The organism is Flavobacteriales bacterium (assembly GCA_020635795.1).
Classification (GTDB): domain Bacteria; phylum Bacteroidota; class Bacteroidia; order Flavobacteriales_E; family Vicingaceae; genus Vicingus.
In genome coordinates, this window is the sequence record JACJZD010000001.1 from 1,230,139 (window position 1) to 1,254,002 (window position 23,864).

The 23,864-nt window shown below is 35.3% G+C and carries 21 protein-coding genes; 11 read left to right on the forward strand and 10 right to left on the reverse strand.

The window, feature by feature from the left end:
• Genes H6589_05455 through H6589_05470 form a run of 4 tightly spaced genes read right to left on the reverse strand, consistent with a single transcriptional unit; the run spans window position 1 to window position 2,257 of the window.
• Entirely contained in the window at window positions 1-402 is a 402-nt protein-coding gene (locus tag H6589_05455) for an arsenate reductase ArsC (protein MCB9174035.1), read from the reverse strand.
• A 4-nt stretch (window positions 403-406) separates the two neighbouring features.
• Window positions 407-1,069, reverse strand: a complete 663-nt coding sequence (locus H6589_05460) for an aquaporin (protein ID MCB9174036.1) — start codon at window positions 1,067-1,069, stop codon at window positions 407-409.
• 13 nt (window positions 1,070-1,082) lie between these two features.
• Window positions 1,083-1,916 (reverse strand): arsenite methyltransferase, encoded by an 834-nt coding sequence (locus H6589_05465; protein MCB9174037.1) that lies wholly within the window; start codon window positions 1,914-1,916, stop codon window positions 1,083-1,085.
• An 11-nt stretch (window positions 1,917-1,927) separates the two neighbouring features.
• On the reverse strand, window positions 1,928-2,257 hold the full coding sequence (locus H6589_05470; GenBank protein MCB9174038.1) for a winged helix-turn-helix transcriptional regulator: 330 nt from the start codon (window positions 2,255-2,257) through the stop codon (window positions 1,928-1,930).
• A gap of 124 nt (window positions 2,258-2,381) precedes the next feature.
• Between H6589_05470 and H6589_05475 the strand changes: the two genes are divergently transcribed.
• The 5 genes from H6589_05475 (at window position 2,382) to scpA (ending at window position 7,111) form a co-directional block, all read left to right on the forward strand.
• The gene (locus H6589_05475; GenBank protein MCB9174039.1) at window positions 2,382-2,675 is read left to right on the forward strand and encodes a septum formation initiator family protein; all 294 of its coding nucleotides are present in this window, start codon (window positions 2,382-2,384) and stop codon (window positions 2,673-2,675) included.
• A 75-nt stretch (window positions 2,676-2,750) separates the two neighbouring features.
• Window positions 2,751-4,148, forward strand: a complete 1,398-nt coding sequence (locus H6589_05480; GenBank protein ID MCB9174040.1) for a hypothetical protein — start codon at window positions 2,751-2,753, stop codon at window positions 4,146-4,148.
• Complete coding sequence (locus H6589_05485) at window positions 4,141-4,548, forward strand: STAS/SEC14 domain-containing protein (protein MCB9174041.1); 408 nt, start codon at window positions 4,141-4,143, stop codon at window positions 4,546-4,548. Before H6589_05480 ends, H6589_05485 begins: the two co-directional genes overlap by 8 nt.
• Entirely contained in the window at window positions 4,527-4,973 is a 447-nt protein-coding gene (locus H6589_05490) for a hypothetical protein (protein ID MCB9174042.1), read from the forward strand. Before H6589_05485 ends, H6589_05490 begins: the two co-directional genes overlap by 22 nt.
• Before the next feature lie 5 nt (window positions 4,974-4,978).
• A complete protein-coding gene (scpA, locus tag H6589_05495) occupies window positions 4,979-7,111 on the forward strand; it encodes a methylmalonyl-CoA mutase (GenBank protein ID MCB9174043.1) in 2,133 nt (710 codons plus the stop codon).
• A 73-nt stretch (window positions 7,112-7,184) separates the two neighbouring features.
• On the opposite strand, the gene murQ is transcribed toward scpA, so the two are convergent.
• Window positions 7,185-7,994, reverse strand: a complete 810-nt coding sequence (gene murQ / locus H6589_05500; protein ID MCB9174044.1) for an N-acetylmuramic acid 6-phosphate etherase — start codon at window positions 7,992-7,994, stop codon at window positions 7,185-7,187.
• An 84-nt stretch (window positions 7,995-8,078) separates the two neighbouring features.
• Between murQ and H6589_05505 the strand changes: the two genes are divergently transcribed.
• The 6 genes from H6589_05505 to H6589_05530 all read left to right on the forward strand — a co-directional run bounded on the left by H6589_05505 (window position 8,079) and on the right by H6589_05530 (window position 18,240).
• Entirely contained in the window at window positions 8,079-9,728 is a 1,650-nt protein-coding gene (locus tag H6589_05505; protein MCB9174045.1) for an NAD(P)H-dependent oxidoreductase subunit E, read from the forward strand.
• A 2-nt stretch (window positions 9,729-9,730) separates the two neighbouring features.
• Window positions 9,731-10,936 (forward strand): hypothetical protein, encoded by a 1,206-nt coding sequence (locus tag H6589_05510; protein ID MCB9174046.1) that lies wholly within the window; start codon window positions 9,731-9,733, stop codon window positions 10,934-10,936.
• 13 nt (window positions 10,937-10,949) lie between these two features.
• Entirely contained in the window at window positions 10,950-13,667 is a 2,718-nt protein-coding gene (fdhF, locus tag H6589_05515; protein ID MCB9174047.1) for a formate dehydrogenase subunit alpha, read from the forward strand.
• A 182-nt stretch (window positions 13,668-13,849) separates the two neighbouring features.
• On the forward strand, window positions 13,850-14,422 hold the full coding sequence (locus H6589_05520; protein ID MCB9174048.1) for a hypothetical protein: 573 nt from the start codon (window positions 13,850-13,852) through the stop codon (window positions 14,420-14,422).
• Between the two features lie 435 nt (window positions 14,423-14,857).
• Window positions 14,858-15,973: a PAS domain-containing protein gene (locus H6589_05525; protein ID MCB9174049.1), complete on the forward strand. Its 1,116-nt coding sequence runs from the start codon at window positions 14,858-14,860 to the stop codon at window positions 15,971-15,973.
• A gap of 410 nt (window positions 15,974-16,383) precedes the next feature.
• Window positions 16,384-18,240, forward strand: coding sequence for an ATP-binding protein (locus H6589_05530; protein ID MCB9174050.1), 1,857 nt, complete (start codon window positions 16,384-16,386; stop codon window positions 18,238-18,240).
• A 56-nt stretch (window positions 18,241-18,296) separates the two neighbouring features.
• Here H6589_05530 and H6589_05535 read toward each other — a convergent pair whose 3' ends face one another.
• The 5 genes from H6589_05535 to H6589_05555 form a co-directional block, all read right to left on the reverse strand.
• Complete coding sequence (locus H6589_05535) at window positions 18,297-19,130, reverse strand: tetratricopeptide repeat protein (protein MCB9174051.1); 834 nt, start codon at window positions 19,128-19,130, stop codon at window positions 18,297-18,299.
• Complete coding sequence (locus H6589_05540) at window positions 19,127-20,932, reverse strand: protein BatD (GenBank protein ID MCB9174052.1); 1,806 nt, start codon at window positions 20,930-20,932, stop codon at window positions 19,127-19,129. The genes H6589_05535 and H6589_05540 overlap by 4 nt, the downstream gene beginning before the upstream one ends.
• Window positions 20,933-21,099: 167 nt before the next feature.
• Entirely contained in the window at window positions 21,100-21,837 is a 738-nt protein-coding gene (locus tag H6589_05545; GenBank protein ID MCB9174053.1) for a tetratricopeptide repeat protein, read from the reverse strand.
• The gene (locus H6589_05550) at window positions 21,834-22,874 is read right to left on the reverse strand and encodes a VWA domain-containing protein (protein MCB9174054.1); all 1,041 of its coding nucleotides are present in this window, start codon (window positions 22,872-22,874) and stop codon (window positions 21,834-21,836) included. The genes H6589_05545 and H6589_05550 overlap by 4 nt, the downstream gene beginning before the upstream one ends.
• Window positions 22,867-23,844: a VWA domain-containing protein gene (locus tag H6589_05555; protein ID MCB9174055.1), complete on the reverse strand. Its 978-nt coding sequence runs from the start codon at window positions 23,842-23,844 to the stop codon at window positions 22,867-22,869. The genes H6589_05550 and H6589_05555 overlap by 8 nt, the downstream gene beginning before the upstream one ends.
• Between the last annotated feature and the right edge of the window lie 20 nt (window positions 23,845-23,864).

A 23,864-nucleotide genomic window follows, 5' to 3' on the forward strand; every position in this document is an offset into this window, starting at 1 on the left:
TTAACTCTTTTCTTTTTTAATCTCCTCAATCAAATCCATCACTTCTCGTTCAATAATATCTCTAACTTGAGCAAATTCTTTTGGTTCCATGTGTTTTGGGTCAGGTAAGCCCCAATCTTCTCTATGGTTGGCTTTTATCATCGGGCATTCGTCGCCACAACCCATGGTTATGGCATAATCCCAATTTATTTGAGGCAATTCATCTAAACCTATAGAGTTGTGTTTACTTAAATCATATCCAACTTCTGCCATACTCGCTATAGCTTTTGGGTTTACAATACCCGATGGCCTTGAACCCGAGCTATATACTTCTATAATTCCTTTTCCATGCAATCTACCAAAAGCCTCTGCCATTTGGCTTCTACACGAATTTTCTACACAAACAAATACTACTTTTTTCATTTTATTAATTTTCTGCTACATGTTCTTTTTTACGTGTTAATTGAAAAGCAAAAACAGCCAAAATCGCACCTAAAATGGTTGCCACAACGTAAACCCATAAATGCTGTGTTTGTCCTGATGCTAACGCCGGACCAATAGATCTTACAGGATTCATTGATGCCCCACAGATTGGACCAGCAAACATAGCTTCCAAGCCTACAGTTGCTCCAATGGCTGCTCCTGCCATTATTCCTTTTTCCTTTGCTCCTGTCGATACATTTAAAATGACAAACATGAGTAAAAAGGTTAAAATAACCTCAAACACAAACGATTGCTGCCAAGTGCCAGAAGGCAAACTCGCACCTAAAGTTTCGTTAAGCGGAAACAATAATTTTAAACTGTAAGCTGCTGCTAATGCACCAATAGCTTGAGCAGTAATGTAAGGAATAACTTCTTTACTATTAAATCGTTTAGCTACCCAAAAACCTAACGTTACTGCGGGGTTTAAGTGTGCCCCTGAAATATCACCAACGGCATAAATCAACACCATAACAATTAAACCCCAGCTCATGGCAACACCTACATGACTAATAACTCCATTCATTTCAGCATTGATAACCATTGCACCACAACCCACAAACACTAAAAAGAACGTGCCTATTATTTCTATCAAGTAATTTCTACTCATTATCTATTATTTTTTAGCAACAACCCGATTTTGGGTCGCAACATGGTTTTTGTCCGTAAACGGTAACGCTAAAAATACCAAATTCTCCTTTATTATATGCTTCAATTTCTTGTGGAGAAAGGTATTTACTTAAAATTTCGTTAGGCAAAACCACTAACTTTTCTTTTTGGTTGCTTACTTCTACAAAGCCAGCTCGATGTATAATGTTCATATAATCGTCTAATTGGATTGCACCTGATACACAACCAGCATACATTTCAGCATCATTTTTTAAATTACCTGGTAAGTCGCCCTTCAACACCACATCCGAAACACTAAAATGTCCGCCAGCTTTTAATACTCTAAACATTTCAGCAAAAGCTTTTTCTTTATCAGGAACAAGATTCAACACACAATTACTAATTACCACATCAATTCTGTTTCCTCCAATTGGTAAGTTTTCAATGTCTCCAAATCTAAATTCTACGTTATTAAAATTCAGTTTCCCCGCATTTTCTCGAGCTTTATCAATCATTATTTCGGTCATATCCACCCCAATAACTTTACCTTTTTCACCCACCAATGCTCTGGCAACAAAACAATCGTTTCCTGCTCCAGAGCCTAAATCTAACACGGTATCGCCTTCTTTTATTTGAGCAAACTCTGTTGGTATTCCACAGCCCAGACCTAAATCGGCATCAGCATTATAACCTCCAAGTTTGGTGTAATCTTCAGCAAAAACAGCATAGTCAACAGTACTGCAACCACCTGCTCCACAACAACTGGTTTCATTTTCTGTTTTTGATTGTAAAGCAATTTCGCTGTATTTATCTTTTACTAGTTGTTTTAATTCTTCTGCGTTTTTCATATTTTTTTATTTTAACAACATTTTTCAATGTATTTATAACTGTTCAAAAATTGTTTAGTTAAATCATCCATTTCGCTCCATATGGTCTGATTGATACAGTAACAAGTCTTTACCCCACTTATATCTCCCTGTATAATTCCAGCGGTTTTTAATGCTTTTAAATGTTGTGAAATGGTTGATTGAGAAAGCGGTAATTCATCAACAATGTCCCCACAAATACAAGCCTGTTTTTGAATAAGTAATTGCAAAATAGCAATTCGAGCAGGATGTGCCAAAGCCTTATATAAATCAGCTAATTTATTCTGTTCTGTTGTAAATTGATTTGATTTAGTCGCCCCCATTAATCGCAATATTACGATAAATATAATTACTTGCAAAAAATACTTATTCATTTTAACAAACACTTGTTAATTAGAATATAATATCAAGTATATAATAACGCCTATTAACATTTAATTTTGGGTTATGTTAAAAAAAATACCCAATTGGCTTAAAAACAAGTACAGCATAACCATACTGGTTTTTGTAGTTTGGGTTGCATTTTTTGATCAGAACAACTTTTTTATTCAGTACGACTTCATTAAAGAGCTCCATTCGTTAGAAAAAGACAAGGCTTATTTTATTGAAGAACTTAAACAAACCAAGCAAGAACTGAATGATTTAACTACTAATCCAGTAACGCTTGAAAAATTTGCGAGAGAAAAGTACTTCATGAAAAAAGACAATGAAGAAATTTTTGTCTTTGAAGAAGAAAAATAACGCTGCTTTTAATCGTACAACCTTTAAGTAATATCAATCATTTTGTTAAATTTGTAGTTAAACAACTTATTTAGCATGGGGTTATTTGATGATTTTGATGAGGTTTCTCATCAACACTGGACGGAAAAAATTATTAAAGACTTAAAAGGAAAAGACTTTAATGAGAATTTGATTTGGAACTCGATTGAGGATATAGCCGTTCAACCTTTTTACAACCAAGAAAGCTTAACCAATAATCGTTCGAAGGACTACACCGTCCCAAACAATACAAACCATTGGAAAATAAGAAGCCAAGTAGATACTACAAACATTAGTGATGCAAATTCAAAAGCGTTGTTTCTATTGAGTAGAGGTTGTAATTCAATTCAGTTTAACGGACAAATTTCTTCTCAAAACGATTTTAATACCTTGTTAAAGGGAATTGATATTGACATCATTCATGTACATTTTTACAATTCAAACCCAACTCAAACACTTGTATTTTTGACTCATTTCTGCGAATTAAATAGGCTTAACCTGAAAGATATAAATTCTTCAGTTGGTTATGATTATTTAGGAGAGTTACTTCTATCAGGAAATTGGAATACCAATGAAAAAGAAGATTTAGAGCAGTTTTACCAGTTAAACCTTCAAAAAAATCAATTTAAAACAATCCTTGTTAACGGTTTGTACTTTAATAATGCAGGAGCAACCATTACACAAGAGTTGGCATATTCGTTTTCTCAAGCAGTATTTTACCTGAATACTTTATTGGAAAAAGGTATTGATATAAACGCTGTTGCAAATAAAATCAGTTTTAATTTTGGAATTGGTTCAAACTATTTTTTTGAAATAGCCAAAATAAGGGCAGCAAAAATACTTTGGAAACTAATACTTAACGAATATGGAGTGACTAATGCTGATGCACATATTCATGCTACAACATCATCAACTAACTACTCTAGTTTTGATGCACACAACAATATTTTAAGAGCAACTACAGAGGCTATGTCGGCAATTATTGGAGGAGCTAATTCCATTTCGGTTGTTCCGTTTAATGTAAACTATGAAAGTAGTTCTGATTTTTCTGAACGGATTGCCATTAATGTTCAACACATCCTTAAAGAAGAAGTTTTTTTAGATAAAGTTGCTGATGCTTCAAAAGGTGCTTATTATATCGAAAATTTAACCGACGAAATAGTAAATAAATCGTTAACACTTTTTCAAAATATAGAACAAAATGGAGGGTTCTTAGCCAACATTAAAAACGGTGTTATTCAAAATAGCATTCACAAAGTAGCTAATCAGAAACAAGAAGAATACAAAAAAGGAACCCGTATTTTATTAGGTGTAAATAAGCATCAAAATAAATCGACAAACAAACACATTTTATCTAAATCTAAAAGTTCAACTAATCAAACATTAATCACTGTATTAGAACAAGTTGTATTTGCTAATAAGATTGAATCTACTTTTCAAGCAACCAATGCTTAATTCGGTAAAAAATATCGAAATCATTGAATCTATACCATTGGATTTTGGAACTGTTGAGCTTAGATCGGATGATATTTTAACCTTTGAACCTGCAAAAGGAATTACTACCGTAAATAAACAACAATTAGAAGTGATGTTGGAAAATTTAGTAAAGCTTTCGAAAGGCAAACCTAAACCGTTTATAAGCGATAATAGAAACGTTAAGTCGTTCGGTTATGAAGAACGTGACTACGTTGCTAAAAACATCCATCTTTTTGCTACTGCTTCTGCAATTATTGAAGATTCGTTTGTGATTCGATTTATTACACACACCATAGTTACCATGTTTAAACCTCAAATTCCTTTAAAAATGTTTAAAACAAAAGAAGACGCTATAGCTTGGCTACATTCATTACATTAATCATTTTGACGAACAATCCAAACATACCACCAATAGTTACTGCTCTAAAAACCATTCAGCTGGATTTTGGAACAATCGAATTACGCTCCGACAACATTATTTCTTTTGAACCAATTGAGGGTTTGACCACTTTTACAATGGATCAATTAACTGTTATGTTAAATGTTTTTTTAGAAATTTCAGAAGGTGAACCTCGCCCCTATTTTTCTAACAACTACAACTTAAAATCATTAGGCGGCAAAGAAAGAATTTACATTACCGAAAATTTCCATCGTTTTGCTTGTGCTTTTGCTATGACAGAAAATTCTGCCGTTACACGATTTATCACACACACGTTTATGGCAATATCACGACCACAAATACCAGTAAAAATGTTTAAAGAAAAAGAACCTGCGTATGCTTGGTTAAGGACTTTTAATAAATAATTCAAATGAAACCAGATTTTTCTAAAATAACTTATCAAAAATCAACTGAGCAGCAGCAATCTACTCAAACAACTGATAATTGGTTAACTGCAGAGCAAATTGAAGTGAAACCTTCTTATTCGTATCAAGACATTGCTAATTTACGACACGTTAATTTTGGAGCAGGTTTAGCCCCCAATTTAAGAGGTCCGTATTCTACCATGTACGTAATGCAGCCTTGGACAATCCGACAATATGCTGGTTTTAGTACTGCCGAAGAATCGAATGCTTTTTATAGAAGAAATTTAGCAGCTGGACAAAAAGGTTTGTCGGTTGCTTTTGATTTAGCTACGCACCGAGGTTATGATTCCGACCACCCAAGAGTAGTTGGTGATGTTGGTAAAGCTGGAGTTGCTATCGACTCGGTAGAAGATATGAAAATCCTTTTCGACCAAATCCCATTGGATAAAATGTCGGTATCCATGACCATGAACGGTGCAGTTTTACCCATCATGGCTTTTTACATTGTTGCAGCAATCGAACAAGGCGTTAAACCTGAAGAATTGGCAGGTACCATTCAAAACGATATTTTAAAAGAGTTTATGGTGAGAAACACCTACATCTACCCTCCTCTTCCGTCCATGCAAATTATTGCTGATATTTTTAAATATACCTCGGCAAACATGCCAAAATTTAATTCAATAAGTATTTCAGGTTACCACATGCAAGAAGCTGGTGCTACTGCCGATATTGAATTGGCATACACACTAGCTGATGGTTTAGAATATTTAAGAACTGGAGTAAATTCAGGAATGGATATTGATGCTTTTGCTCCTCGATTATCGTTTTTCTGGGCTATTGGTATGAATCATTTTATGGAAATTGCCAAAATGCGTGCTGCTCGTATGTTATGGGCGAAGATTGTACGACAATTCAATCCAAAAAACGACAAATCGTTAGCATTACGAACACATTGCCAAACCAGCGGATGGAGCTTAACCGAGCAAGACCCTTACAATAATGTAGCTCGTACTTGTGTGGAAGCGCTCGCCGCTGCTTTAGGCGGAACACAATCCTTACACACCAACGCATTAGATGAAGCTATTGCTTTACCTACCGATGCTTCTGCCCGAATTGCTCGTAACACCCAAATTTACCTACAAGAAGAAACTGAAATTTGTAGAACTGTTGACCCTTGGGGTGGCTCGTATTATGTAGAAAGTTTAACCAACGAGATTGCTGAAAAAGCTTGGAAACTGATTGAGGAAGTAGAAGAAAATGGAGGGATGGCTAAAGCCATTGAAAAAGGTATTCCTAAATTACGTATTGAAGAAGCTGCTGCTCGAAAACAAGCTCGCATTGATTCTGGTAAAGAAATTATTGTTGGTGTAAACGAATATACTGTTGAAAACGAAGGTAATTTAGATATTTTAGAAGTCGACAACCAACAAGTTAGAAAAAGCCAAATTGAACGCTTAAACCAAATAAAAGCAACAAGAAATAACGAAAAAGTAAAAGCTGCGTTAAACAAGTTGACTGAAGTTGCTAAAAGTGGAAACGGAAACTTATTGGAATTGGCTGTTATCGCAGCACAAGAACGTGCTACTTTAGGCGAAATTTCTGATGCATTAGAGGAAGTTTACGGTCGTTATCAGGCACAAATTCGCTCTATTAGTGGAGTTTATAGTAATGAATCTATGGAAGATAAAGATTTTATAAAAGCCAAAGCATTGGCCGACCAATTTGCTGAATTAGATGGCAGAAGACCTCGAATTATGATTGCTAAAATGGGTCAAGATGGTCATGATAGAGGTGCTAAAGTAGTTTCTACCGCTTACGCCGATATGGGTTTTGATGTTGACATTGGACCATTGTTCCAAACTCCTGCCGAAGCTGCTAAGCAAGCCGTAGAAAACGATGTGCATATTCTTGGTATTTCTTCGTTAGCAGCTGGACATAAAACACTTGTTCCACAAGCAATTGAAGAGTTAAAAAAACTGGGTAGAGAAGATATTTTAGTCATTGTTGGTGGTGTTGTACCTCAGCAAGATTATGATTACTTATTTAAAGCTGGAGCAGTTGGTATTTTTGGCCCTGGTACTAAGATTAGTAAAGCAGCACAAGAAATTTTGCAGTTGATGATTGAAAGCTACGCTTAATTCCATTCCTGCGAAGGCAAGAATCTAGTTTTTTGTAACTAGCTCCAGTATTAAACTCAGGATGAGGATATTCCTACTTTTTGTAAGCATCTACGGCTTTTCGAACACTTCCATGTTTTAACAATAATTGGTTTGCTGTAGCGTAATCTACATCAATTTCTTTCATAATCATTTGTGTACCTCGGTCAACCAATTTGTCGTTGCTCAATTGCATGTCAACCATTTTGTTGCCTTTTACTTTTCCTAGCTTTATCATTACTGTAGTTGAAATCATGTTCAACACCAATTTCTGAGCTGTACCCGATTTCATTCGAGTACTACCAGTTACAAACTCAGGACCAACTACCACTTCTATTGGATATTTAGATACTTTAGCCAATTTGCTTCCTTTGTTACAAGTGATACAGCCTGTGGTAATGTGATTTTCGTTACACTTTTCTAAAGCACCTATTACATAAGGCGTAGAACCAGAAGCTGCAATTCCAATAACTACATCGTTTTCAGAAACATTATATTCCAACAAATCTTTCCAGCCTTGCCCCTTATCATCTTCAGCAAACTCTACCGCTTTTCGAATGGCTAAATCACCACCAGCAATTAAACCAACAACCAAACCATGTGGTACACCAAACGTTGGAGGGCATTCCGAAGCATCTACCACACCCAATCGTCCGCTTGTACCTGCTCCCATGTAAAACAGTCGTCCACCTATCTTTAATTTTTCTACAATTACGTTTACTAAGTTTTCGATAGCCTCCAATTCTTTTTCTACAGCAAAAGGTACCGTTTTATCTTCGTTATTAATGTTTTTGAGCAGTTCAATTGCACTCATTTTCTCTAATCCATCGTAATTAGAATCAGCCTCGGTTGTTTTAATTGTCATATTCGTCAATAATAAAAAACGAATTTACAAAATCTAGTTTTGCTTTAGCTTAATAATTACTAAATTTAGGGCAAACTTACTTTTATGTCTAAAAATTTAAGCGAATTATCTGGTAGAAAGGGCTTGACCAATAATTTATTCGAAAAAATTGGCAATGCTGCTCAAGAAACTGGTACTCCATCAACTGAAACATTAGAAAAACTAGCCAACGAATTTCTTATTGGTAAAGGAAACACATACGGAACTGCATCTTTTTACGATTTTACCAAAGAAGAAAACAAAGGTAAAAAAGTGTATATCTGTAACGGTAGTGCCTGTGTTTGTGCTGGAAAACAAGACGAGGTTAAAACCAAACTCGAAAAACAATTTAATAGTGATGAAATTGGTCACATGACTTGCTTGGGTCGTTGCTACGAGAACAGTGCTTTTTATTACAATGGTAAAAATTACTCTGGTGATGATATTAATGAGATAAAGAATATACTCACCACTCACCACTCAAAACCCCTATCTAGATACCATGTAAAAGCAACCAATGAGGTTCTTACTGCACCTTATGACGGTTTTGATAAACATTATTCGTTATTGAAAACTGCGTTAAATAAAAGCCCAGCAGAATTGTTAAACGAAATTAAAAAATCGAACATTCGTGGTCGTGGTGGAGCTGGTTTCCCCATGGCATTTAAATGGGAGGCTTGTAAAAACGAAAAAAGCGATACCAAATTTATTATTTGTAATGCCGACGAAGGCGACCCAGGAGCATATTCCGACCGTTATTTGTTAGAGGAACAACCACATTCCGTATTGTTTGGAATGATGATAGCTGGATACATTACAGGTGCCGAATGGGGAGTGTTGTACATCAGGGCAGAATACCCTGAAGCAGTTGAAATTGTACAAGCTGCCATTGATGAACTTCGAGCAGCAAAATTGTTAGGTAAAAACATTGCTAAATCAACGTTTAATTTTGATTTTAAAATTATAAAAGCACAAGGAGCATACATTTGTGGTGAAGAAACTGCTTTAATCAATTCTATTGAGGGGCAGCGACCAGAAGTTCGTACTCGCCCACCCTTTCCTACTCAACAAGGTTTGTTTAATAAACCAACTATTGTAAACAATGTAGAAACCTTGGCTGCCGTTTACGCTATTATTAAAAACGGTGGCGAGGCTTATGCTAAATTGGGTACTGAAAAATCGAAAGGAACGAAATTGGTTTGTTTGGATAGTTTCTTTAAAAACCCTGGTATTTACGAAGTAGAAATGGGCACTCCATTAGATACTGTGGTAAATAAATTGGGTGGTGGTTTTAAATCTCCTGTTAAAGCCATGCAAATTGGTGGTCCGTTAGGAGGAATTGTTCCTATTTCTAAAATTAAGGACTTGAGTATTGATTTTGAATCGTTTGCTCAAAACGGTTTTTTATTGGGCCATGCTTCTATCGTGTGTATTCCTACTGATTTTTCGATGATGAAATACATTGAACACTTGTTCGATTTTGCATCTTACGAAAGTTGTGGAAAATGTTTTCCTTGCCGATTAGGAACCAAACGTGGACACGAGTTAGCTACGAAAGCGATAAACGAAAACTACAAAATTGACCGTGAACTGTTTAACGATTTACTTACAACGTTACAACAAGGTTCGTTGTGTGCTCACGGCGGAGGAATTCCTTTGCCTGTAAGAAATGCTTTAGACTATTTTTACGACGAACTAAACCCTTATTTTATATAATTGTGGGATTTTTTTCGAAAGATATTGAAATAGACGACTTCTACGAAAGAGGAAAATATACGCTTGCTTTACGCTTGTGTTTTCTTTTTTCTGGTTTGTTTGCCTTGCTCACTATTTTTGAGTCGTTTAATTCTGTTAGAAACAGCATTGTTTATGCTATTTGCACCATTATACCAATAACAGAACTCATCTACCTTAAAAAAACTAAGAAGTATCGAATAGTTTACCTAACCCTTTGTTCTTTAGGAACAATTGTGGCATTTTACACCTTAAATTTTTTCGTTGAAGAAATCCATTATGGCGATTTATTATGGATGATACTAATTATACTACTGGCTTATTGGGGTGTAAGTATTAAAATGGGGGTGGTTTTCCTGATAATCAACTTATTGATAATTGCTAACTACTTTGCATTTAATATGCAAACCAACTTAACTTCGTTACGTGAATTTGATTTAATTTCTACCATATCTGTTTATGCCGAAGTTACGGTTGCTTTTATCTCTATAAGTGCCATTATTCATCAATTTGTACGATTTTACAAATATTCGTACGAAACCCTTTTAGAAAACAAATTAATGCTTGAAAAAAGCAACAAACTCATTTCTACAAAAAACGAGGAAAACATTGTGTTAATGAAAGAAGTACATCATCGGGTAAAAAACAACTTACAGATTATTACTAGTTTATTGCGTTTACAAAAACAAAACCTTACACCAGAAGTTCAGGAAAAATTTGATGAATCGATTAGCCGAGTAATGACTATGGCTTTGATACACCGAAAACTTTATCAATCGACCGATTTAACCAACGTAAATTTAGAATCGTACATCAATGATTTGGTAAATGAAATATTTGCGAGTCTTACCATGGACGACAATGTTAAAACAACCATACAATCGGATTACAACAACATTGGTTTAAAAACCATTGTACCACTGGGTTTATTGCTAAACGAATTGCTATCCAACTCGTTTAAACACGCTTTTAAACAAATCAACAACAATGAAATAAACATCCAAATTAGAAAATCAAACGATAACACCTTTGAATTAAAATACCAAGATAATGGTAACTGGAAAATCATCAACGACAACGACCATCATTTTGGATTAGAATTGGTAGAAACCCTTACAGAACAAATGGAAGGCAGTTATTATAGAGAGGATTCTAGTTACACTTTTACTTTAAAAAATTTAGACATTTAAATATCTCCTTATTATGAAGATAGCATACATCAATAACCAACCGTACCATTATAAAAATGGCGAAACCATTTTAAATTTTGTAAAACGTATTGAAGGAAAAAAATCCATTCCTACCCTTTGCGATGCGCCAAATCTTGATCCTTTTGGTGCTTGTAGGGTTTGTAGTGTTGATGTGGCTTTAGAAAAAGACGGTAACACCAGAACGGTAGCATCGTGCCATACACCAGTTACCGAAAACAGTTACATCTATCACGAAACGGAAAACGTACAAAAACTACGTAAAAACATCGTTGAATTAGTTATAACCGACCACCCACTCGATTGTTTAATTTGTGAAGTAAACGGCAATTGCGAGTTACAAGATGTGGCCGCAAGAGTTGGAATAACTGGCGTTCGTTATCCTGCTGGAGCAAACCACTTAGATAGAGAAAAAGACGTATCACACCCTTACATGCGTTCGGAACTTTCGAAATGTATCAATTGCTACCGTTGTGTAAGGGCTTGCGACGAAGTACAAGGAGAAATGGTACTAACCATGGCTGGTCGTGGTTTTGATGCACACATTGCAAAAAGTTTCGACAACTCTTTTATGGATTCCGATTGCGTGAGTTGTGGCGCTTGTGCACAGGCTTGTCCAACCAATGCTATTTCTGATGTTTTCCAATCTAAATCCATACAAGCTACCAAGAAAACCAGAACCGTTTGTACTTATTGTGGTGTGGGTTGTAACCTCGAAGTAGCAACGGTTAACGGTAAAATAAAATCCATTCAAGCACCTTATGACGCCGAAGTAAATGCTGGACACACGTGTTTAAAGGGCAGATATGCTTTTAAGTTTTACGACCATCCCGAAAGGTTAAAAACACCCATGATTCGTAAAAAAGGCAAGTTAGAACCTGTGAGTTGGGATGAAGTGTACGATTACATGGCAAAACAATTTACCAGCATAAAAAAAGAATTTGGACCAGATGCTATTGCTGGAATTTCGTCGGCACGTACCCCAAACGAAGAAAATTACTTGATGCAGAAGTTTATTCGTGCGGTAATAGGTACAAACAATATCGACTGCTGTGCAAGGGTTTGCCACTCTCCTACTGCTTTGGGCATGCAAAAAACTTTTGGTACTGGTGCAGCTACCAATTCGGTAATCGATTTAGAGTTTACCGATTGTATTTTTATTGTTGGAGCTAACCCAACTGATGCTCACCCAGTCACGGGAGCACGAATCAAACAAAAAATGATGAAAGGTGTAACCAGCATAGTGGTTGACCCTCGAAAAATAGAATTAGCAAAATACGCTACCTACCATTTACAATTACGTCCAGGAACCAATGTAGCCTTGTTAAACATGATGTTGTATTACATCATCAACGAAGGTTTGGAAGACAAAAACTTTATTACTTCTCGTTGCGAAGGCTATGAAGAGATGAAAGAAGAAATTCTAAAGCTCGACATGAACGAACTGGAATTGATTACTGGTGTAGACAAAGCCTTGGTTCGTGAAGCAGCAATGGCATACGCTAAAGCACATGCAGCCATGGAGTTCCACGGTTTGGGAGTTACCGAACACACACAAGGAACTTATACCGTTCAGTTGATTGGCGATTTAGCCATGATTACGGGTAACATTGGTAAAAAAGGTGCTGGAGTAAATCCGTTACGTGGACAAAACAACGTACAAGGGGCTGCCGACATGGGGGCTCAACCACATCAAGGTGCTGGTTATTTGGATGTTACCGATGCTAACGTAAACAAACAGTATAATGCTTTTTACGGTGCTAAAGTACCAAGCCATGTAGGTTATAAAATACCTGAAATGTTTGATGCAGCCATTAGTGGCGACCTGAAAGCATTGTGGATTATTGGTGAAGATGTGGTGCAAACCGACCCCAACACGCAAAAGGTAATGAAGGCATTATCGAATTTAGATATGTTGGTGGTTTCAGAGTTGTTTATGACCGAAACCGCTAAACTAGCCACCGTTGTACTTCCTGCTTCTTCGTTTTTAGAAAAAGAAGGCACTTTTACCAACGGTGAACGACGAATACAACGAGTACAAAAAGTTGTTGAACCAATTGAAGGCACTAAACCTGATGGACAAATAATTGTTGAAATGATGCGTAAAATGGGTTACGACCAATGCGATTACACAGCAGACAACATGCTGCAAGAAATTTCTCAAATTGTACCGTTTTTTGAAGGTGTAAAATGGAACGCTTTAGGCAATAGCGGTAAACAATGGCCAGTATTACACGATGGTAAAGGCACTAAACGTTTGCACCTCACTCAATTTAAACATGGTAAAGGACAATTTTTCTTCTACCCGTTTGAAGAAAGCAACGAGCTGCAAACACACAGCAAAGATTACCCTTACATTATAACCACCAACCGAGAATTGGAACACTACAACTGTGGAGCCATGACCAGAAGAACAGGCAACGTGGATATTTTAACTGAAGATGTGTTGTTGATTAATCCTGCTGATGCTAAAAGCAATGCCATTAAAGATGGCGACATGGTTTGTGTTGAATCGCCACGAGGAAAAGTAGATATTAAAGCAAAAATTACTGACGAGGTAAAATCGGGTATTTTAAGCTCTACTTTCCACTTCCCAGAAATTATGCTAAACAACATTACTTCTGATGAGCACGATAGCGAAGCCATGTGCCCTGAATACAAAGTGGTAAGTTGTAGAATACGCAAAAGCAAAGGCAAAAAAGTATTGAATTAACTAAACTGTCAATTCGAGTATTCCGCTTTTCTGCGGAATATATCGAGAATGGCTTTTTAGCAAATCATTGGTTTTCGATACGTCCCGCAGAAAAGCGGGACACTCAAACTGACAATGATTTTAATGGAATTAATGGCACAACTATTGCTAAGTGTAAACCGAAAAATTAAAACTAAAAAGATATGAAAAATTACATCAAAACCATTGCAGTAAGCACATTAACCTTAATGTTTGTATTTGCAGGAACAGTAAACGCTCAAAACAGAGGCGTTAAAGCTCATCCAGTAAAAGGACACCCACAGTCGTTTCATAAGCCTGAAGGTAACAAGCAACAACACCAAAGTATGGTACATGCACAAAAAGTGTTAAAACGTACACATTTTGTTATTGTAAAAGCAAAAATGGCGGTGGCAAAAAACAAAAACTACACAGGCGATTTAGCCAAAGCCGTAGCACACCAAAAACAAGCCAAAAAAATGTTTGCCATGAAAAACCCGCACCGTGCCATTTTACATTCTCGACAAGCACGTATGTATGCGTTTAAATCGTTAGAAGCCAATAAAGCTGCTGCCGATGTGGACCAAAGCTACCACTTTAACAAAGAAGAAACCGCTTTAGCTGGTGTTGAAGACAAAAGCTTAAACCTAGAAAAAGAATTGGAACAAACTACGTTTGACGATAAAATGGTAACCGACAAAGAAATGACCGAAATGGAAGTGTTGGAAACTGCTCCAGAAAACTACAAAAACGATTAATACTACTCCAACAACATATACAACGGGTAAAGAAGCAATTTTTTACCCGTTTTTTTATTCGTCATTGCGAACGAAGTTATGAGCGAAGCAATCTTCTTTTGATAATGAGATTGTTTAGTACCTCGCAATGACGGATACTTCTCTTTTTAACTCCACGTCATGGCGGACTCCAAGCCGCCATCTTTCTTTCTTGTCATCCTGAGCCCGTCGAAAAATCTTATTTTTTTAATAGATTGCGGGGTAAACCCGCAATGACGACCCTACTTACCAATACCAAAAATTAAGTATAAATACTTAATTTGTAGGTGGTTACTAAAATTTATAAATACCAAAAACAACCATTTTAAGTAATTAATATTTATATTTGATAATCACATTATTTTAAATAGATATATACTTGTAGAGATATTGATACCCTACAAAAAAAACTAATTTATGACACATAACCATTATAGCGTATTTGACAACTTACTTGAAGGCGTTCAAGTTATCGACAAAGAGTGGCGATACTTTTATGTAAATAAAACAGTTACCCAACACGGAAAAACGACCGAAAAGGAATTGCTTGGATATACCATGATGGAAAAATATCCAGGTATTGAACAAACCAAATTGTTTAAACTGCTTGCAAAATGTATGGAAAACAGAAAGCCAAACAAGCTGTTAAATGAGTTCGAATTTCCTGATGGTTCAAAAGGCTATTTTGAGTTGAGAATACAACCTGTTCCCGAAGGCGTGTTAATTTTGTCTATTGATGTTTCAGAGCAGAAAAACCTTGAAAGTAAGCTTCGGTTATTTAATGATCAATTAGAAGACATGGTAAATGAACGTACACAAGAGTTAGTTAGTTCATTAGAGCGCGAAAAAATGCTCAATGAATTGAAATCTCGTTTTGTTTCAACTGCCTCGCACGAATTTAAAACCCCTTTAGGAGCAATAGAAATTAGCGTTAATGTACTTGATATTTTTAATATTCCACCAAACAAAAAAGAAAGAGATAAATACCATAAATACATTAGAACCTCCGTAAAAAACTTGCATCAAATTCTCAATGATTTTCTGTCGCTTGATAGACTAGAGCAAGGAAAAGTGTATTATAACAACCAAAAATTTGATTTACCTTCATTAATAACTTCGGAACTAGAAAAGATAAAATGTATTTGTAAGGATAAGCAAAAAATAAACTATAAACACAAAGGCAAAAAATTGGTTTGGATGGACAACCAAATTTTACGTAGTATTTTAACTAATCTTCTTTCAAACGCCATTAAATACTCCGAAAAAGACATCAACTTAACAACAGAAGTTACTAATGAAAATCTCAATTTAGTTGTTGAAGATAAAGGTATAGGAATACCAAAAATTGAACAAAAAAAATTATTTGAAAAATTTTTTAGGGCTAGCAATACCAATAGTATTCAAGGTACTGGACTTGGGCTAAACATTGTAAAACGATATACCGAACTGCTACAAGGAACTATAGAAGTTTTAAGTACTGAAGGCAAAGGCACATTGGTTCAAATAGATTTTCCAACTAGCATTGAGAACTAAAACAACCACTCAATAAGTATTCTATATGAACCACAATCCCCATTTTTTTTTGTCATCCTGAGCATGTCGAAGGATAACAATAACCAAAAGACACTTTTATAAACTCAATACAGGCTTACTTAATGCAATATGAAAATTAAGATGTTACGTCATGGCGGACTCCGAGCCGCCATCTTTTTAATAGATTGCGGGGTAAACCCGCAATGACGCCCCTACCCACCCAGCACCAAAAAATTAAGTATAAACACTTAATTTACAAGATGTTAATAAGATTTAATAAGTTAAATTATTAGCTGTCGTGTTATTTTTTACATTTGAATAGTAAATATGTCTTTTTTAACTATTTCTAATCATTAGTTGTTAATAAACATTATAAAATTCATATTTACCATATTAACAATAATTTGTAAATGAAAATAAATTTTAAAACACCATACGTTTCAATAACACAATTTAATAGCGTTGAAATCAAAGATTTTTCAATATTAACTGGGAAAAATGGTTCAGGAAAGACTCATTTTTTGAATGCTATTAAACTAGGAAATATTGAAATTGAAGGATTCGATAAATCTGAAATTGTCTATTATAATTATAACGATTTCACTATATATACAGGAAACCTCCAACAAAATAATCAATTTCAAAACAGATTAAATGTATGGAATAATGATAAGCAACAAATCTTACAAAAAATTCAGAACCTTAAAATTAATGCAATCCAAAGAGTAGATAAAGAACGAACTCAAATTGAACAGATTGTTTTTAAATCTTTACAACAATCAAATTTTGATTTTAATACTTATTTTGGAAACAAAAAGGATTATGTTTTATTAAATACTTGTAAAGAGAGTCCTAATATTTTAAATGAAATTGCTTCTAAACAACAACTTTTTACTCCACAATTCTTTGAGTTTATTAATGAGTATTTAAATAACACAACTGGACAAGTGGAAGATTTAACGATTGAAAAACTGGAGCCTCTATTTGAAAAACAAAAAAATTCTGTTGAAGATTTTCTAAAAGATAAAAATCAAGATTTGTTTACGTTTTTAAAAACTGCTGTAAAAGATAAAAGTATACTTTCTCTAAATGAAAATGATTTTGAATCTCCAAACCTTTTTCTTGAAGATATAGCCAATGAAGAAAAAGATTATCAATTTCAAAAGACGCAAAACATACTAAATAAGATAAGAGCATTGGAATATAAGGATTCTACTACTTTTTTAGAATCAGAAGAATTCATAAATTATAACGGTCTTTCACCAGTTGAACAAATAAATAATGTTCTATCCGAATATGATTGTAATGGTTACTTCCTTTTTACAAATCCAAATCAACAATTTTTAGGAATAGATAAGAAGAGTATTAAGGTTCAAATAAATCTTAAACATAAAGATAAAGGATACTTAACAAGTTTTGACCAATTATCTTCAGGAGAAAAGACTCTAATTGCTCTTTCACTATTTATCTATAAAACTAGAAAAAAAAGAATAGTCCCTAGGGTTTTACTTTTAGATGAAATTGATTCTTCACTTCATCCATCAATGATAGATAGATTATTAAGTGTAATCCAAAATCTATTTGTTGATCAACAAGGATTTAAAGTAATCATGGCTACCCATTCTCCAACAACTGTTGCACTAGCTAATGAGAATGCTATTTATGTAGTAAATAGAAATGAACAAACTCTAATAGAAAAGCAAACTAAACAAAAAGCATTACAAATTTTATCCGAAGGCTTCATAACTTTAGACGAAGGTTTGCAGATTTTAGACCAAGTTGCAATTAAAGAGTTAACGATTTTTACTGAAGGAAATAATATAGACTTTTTGACAAGAGCAATCGAGCTGTTAAAGCCAGAATTGCTAAATAAAATTGAAATAGTTTCTTCTTTAAAAGACAGGACTGGAACAGGACAATTGTCAACTTTATATGAAATGTTTTTAAGAATGGAACATAAAAACAATGTACTTTTCATATATGACTGCGATGTAACTAAAACATTTACTGAAAACGACAAAACAAAATATTATATTTTCTCAAAAAATGAAATAAATAATAAAGTAACTAGAGGAATTGAAAACTTATTTGAAGAAAATTTATTTGAAGATAGATTTTACCAACAAAAACCCAAAGACGATGGAGGAATACATTCAAGTTTAGACAAACAATTATTTCTATCTTATATATTAGAAAGAAATAATTCCAAAGATTTTTGCAACTTCAATGAATTAATTAATAAAATTGAAGAAATAATAAATAAATAAATGCCTCCAATCACTCGCAAGAATCTGCTTGTGAGTTTATAGATAAAGTGGTTTAATTAAATCACTTCCAAATCGGTAGCAGCTAACCAACCCACATTACCGTTAGGCAATTTAATTTTTACCCAAGTGTTGTTTTGCTCCAGCACATTTACTTTGGTGCCTTCGTGTAGGGTAAACAGTTTTTGAGAGTTGGCGTTGGGTTCGCTTTTAACGGTAACGGTTTCGGTAAAAATAATGGCTTCAGCTTGTTGGTTTACCAAGTTTTGGTTTTGGCTAGCCATAAACCAGCAAAACAAGCCCATTAACAAAAACAACAAACCACCATAAAAACCTGTTTTTTTAATCAGTACTGCCGAGCTCAACAAATAACTCACCAACAACAGCAACGCAACCGCCAACAAACCTATGGTAAAATACGCCCAGGTACTTGCTGTTTTAGAACCCACCAAGTTTTTGTACGCGTTACCAATAAAGAGTTCAGGCAAACGGTCAATTTTATCAATGGTTCTAAAATTGGCTTGTTTCAGGTTAAAAATAGCGTCTTCGTAATCGGGTTTTAGTTTTAACGCACGTTCGTAGTTTAAAATGGCCTGTGGTATTTGGTTTAACTTAAAATAGGCATTACCCAAATTGTAATAAATCTCTGGCGATAAATAATCGTCGGTAATTAAGGTGTTGTACAATTCGGCTGCTTCGGTGTATTTGCCGTTGGCATATAACTCGTTGGCTTCTTTAAACTTAATGTTGGGGTTAGCAACCGAAGTAGCGAATACTGATGAACTAATTACAAATAGTAAAAGGAATACGGTAAGATGTTGGAAGACCGAAGACCGAAGACCGAAGACTGTAGACTGTGTACTGTGAACTGAATACTTTAAACTTGAACTCATAACCTTACCTCCTTCTCTATCTGGTTAATAATATTGGCAGCTTTACCATAAATTTCTTGTTCAGAAACCGAAACTGGAGCAAAACGAGCCATTTCGCACAATTCTAAAGTAGCAATAAAATTGCTAATGGTATCTTGGCTAACGCTTACACCGTTTAGTTTTTCGGTAATGTTTTCTTTGTTTAATGCCGATAACGGAATTTTTAGCTTGTCGCTGGTATATCCAAACAAAGCTTTAGAAATGTGCTCGTAAAACGCCGCTTTTTGGTTGGCATCTAAACTCTTTTTAGCAGCAGCCAAGTATTTGTTTGCCATTTTGTTGGCTTTTCGGCTTCTCGAACCTATTACATCGCGTTGTGCTTCGCGTAGTTTGTTTCTAAAAATCAACACCAAAATAAACAACAAAGGCAAAATGGCTAAAGCAATGTAAAACCCTAGACTACCATAAAACGACGATTTGGCGTGGGTAACCACAATATCGTTGGTATGGATGTAACGAATGTCTTCGCCCAAAATTTGCACATCTTCTTTGTTTGCTCCATTAAAAGTTACGTTGGCAGCACTACCGTCGCCTTTTTCTACCTCAATGGTAAATGGTTCGCTTTTTAAGGTTTTATACGCTTTGGTGTTTGGGTCGAAATAGGTAAACTCCACTGGGTCGATGGTAAATGTACCCGCATGGCGAGGTATTAATAAATAATCGTACTCTTTTGCACCAGCAACACCGTTTGGCGATGTTTTGTAGTTATCAGCAATTTTAGGGTCGTAAGTCTCAAAATCTTTCGGGAAATCAATGGTAAAGTTTTCGATTAACGGCAAGTTACCTTTACCCGAAACTTTAATTTTTAAATTGATGGCTTCATTAGCTTTTACCTTGTTGGTAGATAAATCTGCCGTCATTTCGAACTGCCCCACTGCCCCACTAAAACTTGCTGGATTTGGTTCAGGATGTGGCAACACCTTAATTTTTATCGGCTCACTTTTAAGGTTGGCTTCTACGTTTTCTACTCGCCCAAAAAACTGGTCGAAGACCGAATTACCTCCTGAAGCTCGTCGTTGAACGATAAACTTCATTTCCAAGGGGTCAATCGTTAAAGTACCCGAACGTTGCGGAAACAATACTATTTTACGAATGGTAGCCACGTTCCAACGGAAACCACCAAACACTTCTTGGCTCCATTGTGCTTGTCCTAAATCAATTTCTTGACTCCAAAAACCGTTTAAATCGGCATTTTTTACCAACTCGTTACCAGCAATGTTTACTTTGGTGTAAAGTTTATAGGTTGCAATAATGTGTTCGCCTTGGTAAACCGTCGTTTTTGATGCACTTGATTTAATAAACAAATCTTTGGTAGCATCAGCTTTCGAAATGTTAATGCTTTCTTCGGGTTGGTTTTGTTGAGTTTGCTGTTGTTGTACGTTTACCCCTTTCGATACCGATATGTTTAAACTGTTGGTGCTGTATGCTTGTCCATCAACTGCTGCAACAGCAGGTTTAATGGTAAACATCCCTTCTTTAACTGCCATTAACACATAACTAAACGAAATACTCGTACTCATGGCTCCGTTTACAAACGACATGCTCGTACTCTGGTTAGGACCAGACAACACTCTAAAATCGGATAAATCGGGAGCTTTAAAGTTGGTTATTTTGGCATTAGCAGTAAACTGAATTTGAAAACGGTCGCCCGTTGCAACTTCGGTATGACTGGTTGCTGCTGTAAACTTTACATCTTGTGCAAAAGCCTTGCTACCCATTGCAAGTGCAATATAAAGGAATAGATATGTTAACAGTTTGTGCATACGTTTTTATTCATTTTTCTATAAATCAATTGTCAAATCAAACTAAGAAGATTCTTCACTTCATTTATTTTCATAAACCTAATAGATTTATGAATAAATTTTATTCAGAATGACAAGTAAATTAAATCATCTTCCAACTTCCAACTTCTGTCTTCCCACTTAAAACTTTACCAATCTTTTTCAATATTAAGTTTTTGTCCGTTTTCTTTTTTCTTTTTCAGTTTTGCTTGAACTTTTTTCTCTTGGTTGTTCAGCGCATCTAACATTTGTTGTGCTTGTTGTTTCGACAGCTGGTTAGGTTGTGGCTGCTGCTCTTTGTCTTTTTCGCCATCTTTTTTCTCGTCCGACTTATCTTTATTGTCCTGGTCTTTCTTTTCGTCGTTTTTGTCTTTATCCTTATTTTGTTCGTCTTTCTTATCCTGATCCTTTTTATCGTCCTGTTTGTCTTTGTCTTTATCTTTATTTTCTTGCTCCTGTTGTTGCTGAAGCATTTTTTTAGCATACGCTAAATTGTAACGGGTTTCGTTATCGTTTGGATTCAATTTTAACGATTGCTTGTAAGCATTAACGCTTTCTTGGTATTTTTCGGCTTGCAACAAGGAGTTTCCTAAATTATGGTAAGCACTGGCTTTCATTTCCTTATCGGTAGATTTTTCGGCTATTTTTTGGAATTGTTGAGCAGCTTCGGCAAACTTTTTTTGTTTGTAATAGGCATCGCCCAAGTTAAATTCAGCTTTCGCCGATTGGTTATTTTTTTCTAAGGCTTTTAAATAGTTTTCCTCTGCTCCAACAAAATCTTCTTTTTCGTACAGGTTATTTCCTTTACGGATGTAATTCCTATCTTCTTGACTAACTCCTAGAAAATAAGACAACAACAATACTATGGTTAAACAATACTTGATCATTTTTTTACTTCAAACAAATTAACACCATCTAATTTTCCACTTCTACGGGTAGAAATAAAGAACTCTACGAGTAATAATACCAAGGCTATGATTAAGAAAATCTGAAAACGACTTTCGTAATTTTTAAACACCTTGCTATCAAATTCTTTTTTCTCCATTTTACCAATTTCATTCATGATAATACCCAAACCAGCATTGGCATTGGTAGCTCTAACGTAAGTACCATTACCAGCTGTAGCAATTTGCTTCAACATGGTTTCATCCAATTTAGACACCACCGAGTTACCACTGTTGTCGGTTCTAAAACCCACTTGTTTACCACCTTTGTAAATTGGTAAAGGTGCCCCTTGCTCCGATCCCATACCAATGGTATGTACCGAAACATCCATTTCTACTGCGTTTTGAGCTGCTTGAACAGCATCGTCTTCGTGGTTTTCACCATCGGTAATCACAATAATGGCCTTACTGGTAGTTGTTTCAAAATCAAACGATTCCATAGCCAAATCAATAGCCGAACCAATTGCTGTACCTTGTGTAGGCACAATATCAGTACCAATGGTTTCTAAAAACAACTTGGCTGATGAATAATCAGTAGTTATGGGCAATTGTACAAACGATTCGCCTGCAAAAACAATAATTCCCAAACGGTCATTTTGTAATTTCTCAATCAATTGGTAAATGGCTCTTTTAGCACGTTCCAAACGGTTTGGTGATAAATCTTCCGCCAACATACTGTTACTTACGTCTAAAGCAATCATCAAATCCACCCCTTCTTTCTTAGCTTCTTCCATAGTTGTACCATATTGTAAATTGGCTAAACCCAACAATAAAAACAAAAACGCCAACGACAACAACACAAACTTAACAACAGGCAATTTGAACGATACATTTGGCATCAGGCGCTTAATGACCGTTTTATTGGCAAATTGTTTCAAGCGTTTATTTTTCCATCGCTGTATAAAAATAAACACGAGTAGCATTAGCGGTATTACAGCTAACATCGCCCACAAGTAAATGGTATGTTCGAATCTAAACAACACTTTTAAATACGGTATTTTTTAATAAAAATTCTAACAACAAAACAACGGCTGCCAATAAAGCAAAAGGCCAAAAATGTTCTGATTTTTTTCTGTAATCGGTTACGTTAATTTTTGATTTTTCCAACTTATCAATTTCTTGATAAATGCTTTCCAACTTACTTTTATTTAATGCTCTAAAATATTGTCCATCAGCCATTTTAGATATTTCATTTAAAGTCTTTTCATCAATACGAACAGGTACGTCTTGGTACACAGTTCTACCAAATTGATCTTGGTAAGGTGTAGGTGCTGTTCCGTTTGTTCCTACCCCAATGGTGTACACTCTGATTCCAAATTCACGAGCAATTTCGGCAGCCGTAACAGGTGGTATAGAACCTGCATTGTTTACCCCATCGGTTAACAAAATCACTACCTTACTTTTTGCTTCGCTGTCTTTTAAACGATTAACAGCCGTTGCCAATCCCATACCTACTGCTGTTCCATCTTCTATCATGCCGTTTTTCACATCCTTAAACAAATTCAGCAACACATCGTGGTCGGTAGTTAGAGGACATTGCGTAAAACTTTCGCCAGCATAAATCACCAAACCTATTCTGTCATATGGTCGTTCCGAAATAAATTTCATCGCTACATCTTTTGATGCTTCTAAACGGTTTGGCTTAAAATCTTCTGCCAACATACTCCCCGAAATATCCATGGCAATAACAATATCAATACCTACGGTAGTAACATCTTGCCAACTCGAGGAGGTTTGCGGACGAGCTATAGCAAAAACCAACGCTGCTAATCCTAACATTCTTAACAAAATGATGGTGTGTCTGAAATACGGAAACTTGGTTTTACCAAAACTAGAAACAGACGAAATTTTAAATGTTCCTTGTAATTTTTTATTTCTAAAAATGTAATACGCCAACATTAGTGGTAATACCAACAATAGCCAGAAATATTCAGGGTTTTGAAATGATATGTCGTTCCAATACGCTAACA

Coding starts and splice junctions, on each gene's coding strand:
- H6589_05455 (MCB9174035.1), bottom strand. CDS start 402: ATGAAAAAAGTAGTATTTGTTTGTGTAGAAAATTCGTGTAGAAGCCAA.
- H6589_05460 (MCB9174036.1), bottom strand. CDS start 1,069: ATGAGTAGAAATTACTTGATAGAAATAATAGGCACGTTCTTTTTAGTG.
- H6589_05465 (MCB9174037.1), bottom strand. CDS start 1,916: ATGAAAAACGCAGAAGAATTAAAACAACTAGTAAAAGATAAATACAGC.
- H6589_05470 (MCB9174038.1), bottom strand. CDS start 2,257: ATGGGGGCGACTAAATCAAATCAATTTACAACAGAACAGAATAAATTA.
- H6589_05475 (MCB9174039.1), top strand. CDS start 2,382: ATGTTAAAAAAAATACCCAATTGGCTTAAAAACAAGTACAGCATAACC.
- H6589_05480 (MCB9174040.1), top strand. CDS start 2,751: ATGGGGTTATTTGATGATTTTGATGAGGTTTCTCATCAACACTGGACG.
- H6589_05485 (MCB9174041.1), top strand. CDS start 4,141: ATGCTTAATTCGGTAAAAAATATCGAAATCATTGAATCTATACCATTG.
- scpA (MCB9174043.1), top strand. CDS start 4,979: ATGAAACCAGATTTTTCTAAAATAACTTATCAAAAATCAACTGAGCAG.
- murQ (MCB9174044.1), bottom strand. CDS start 7,994: ATGACAATTAAAACAACCGAGGCTGATTCTAATTACGATGGATTAGAG.
- H6589_05505 (MCB9174045.1), top strand. CDS start 8,079: ATGTCTAAAAATTTAAGCGAATTATCTGGTAGAAAGGGCTTGACCAAT.
- fdhF (MCB9174047.1), top strand. CDS start 10,950: ATGAAGATAGCATACATCAATAACCAACCGTACCATTATAAAAATGGC.
- H6589_05520 (MCB9174048.1), top strand. CDS start 13,850: ATGAAAAATTACATCAAAACCATTGCAGTAAGCACATTAACCTTAATG.
- H6589_05525 (MCB9174049.1), top strand. CDS start 14,858: ATGACACATAACCATTATAGCGTATTTGACAACTTACTTGAAGGCGTT.
- H6589_05530 (MCB9174050.1), top strand. CDS start 16,384: ATGAAAATAAATTTTAAAACACCATACGTTTCAATAACACAATTTAAT.
- H6589_05535 (MCB9174051.1), bottom strand. CDS start 19,130: ATGAGTTCAAGTTTAAAGTATTCAGTTCACAGTACACAGTCTACAGTC.
- H6589_05540 (MCB9174052.1), bottom strand. CDS start 20,932: ATGCACAAACTGTTAACATATCTATTCCTTTATATTGCACTTGCAATG.
- H6589_05545 (MCB9174053.1), bottom strand. CDS start 21,837: ATGATCAAGTATTGTTTAACCATAGTATTGTTGTTGTCTTATTTTCTA.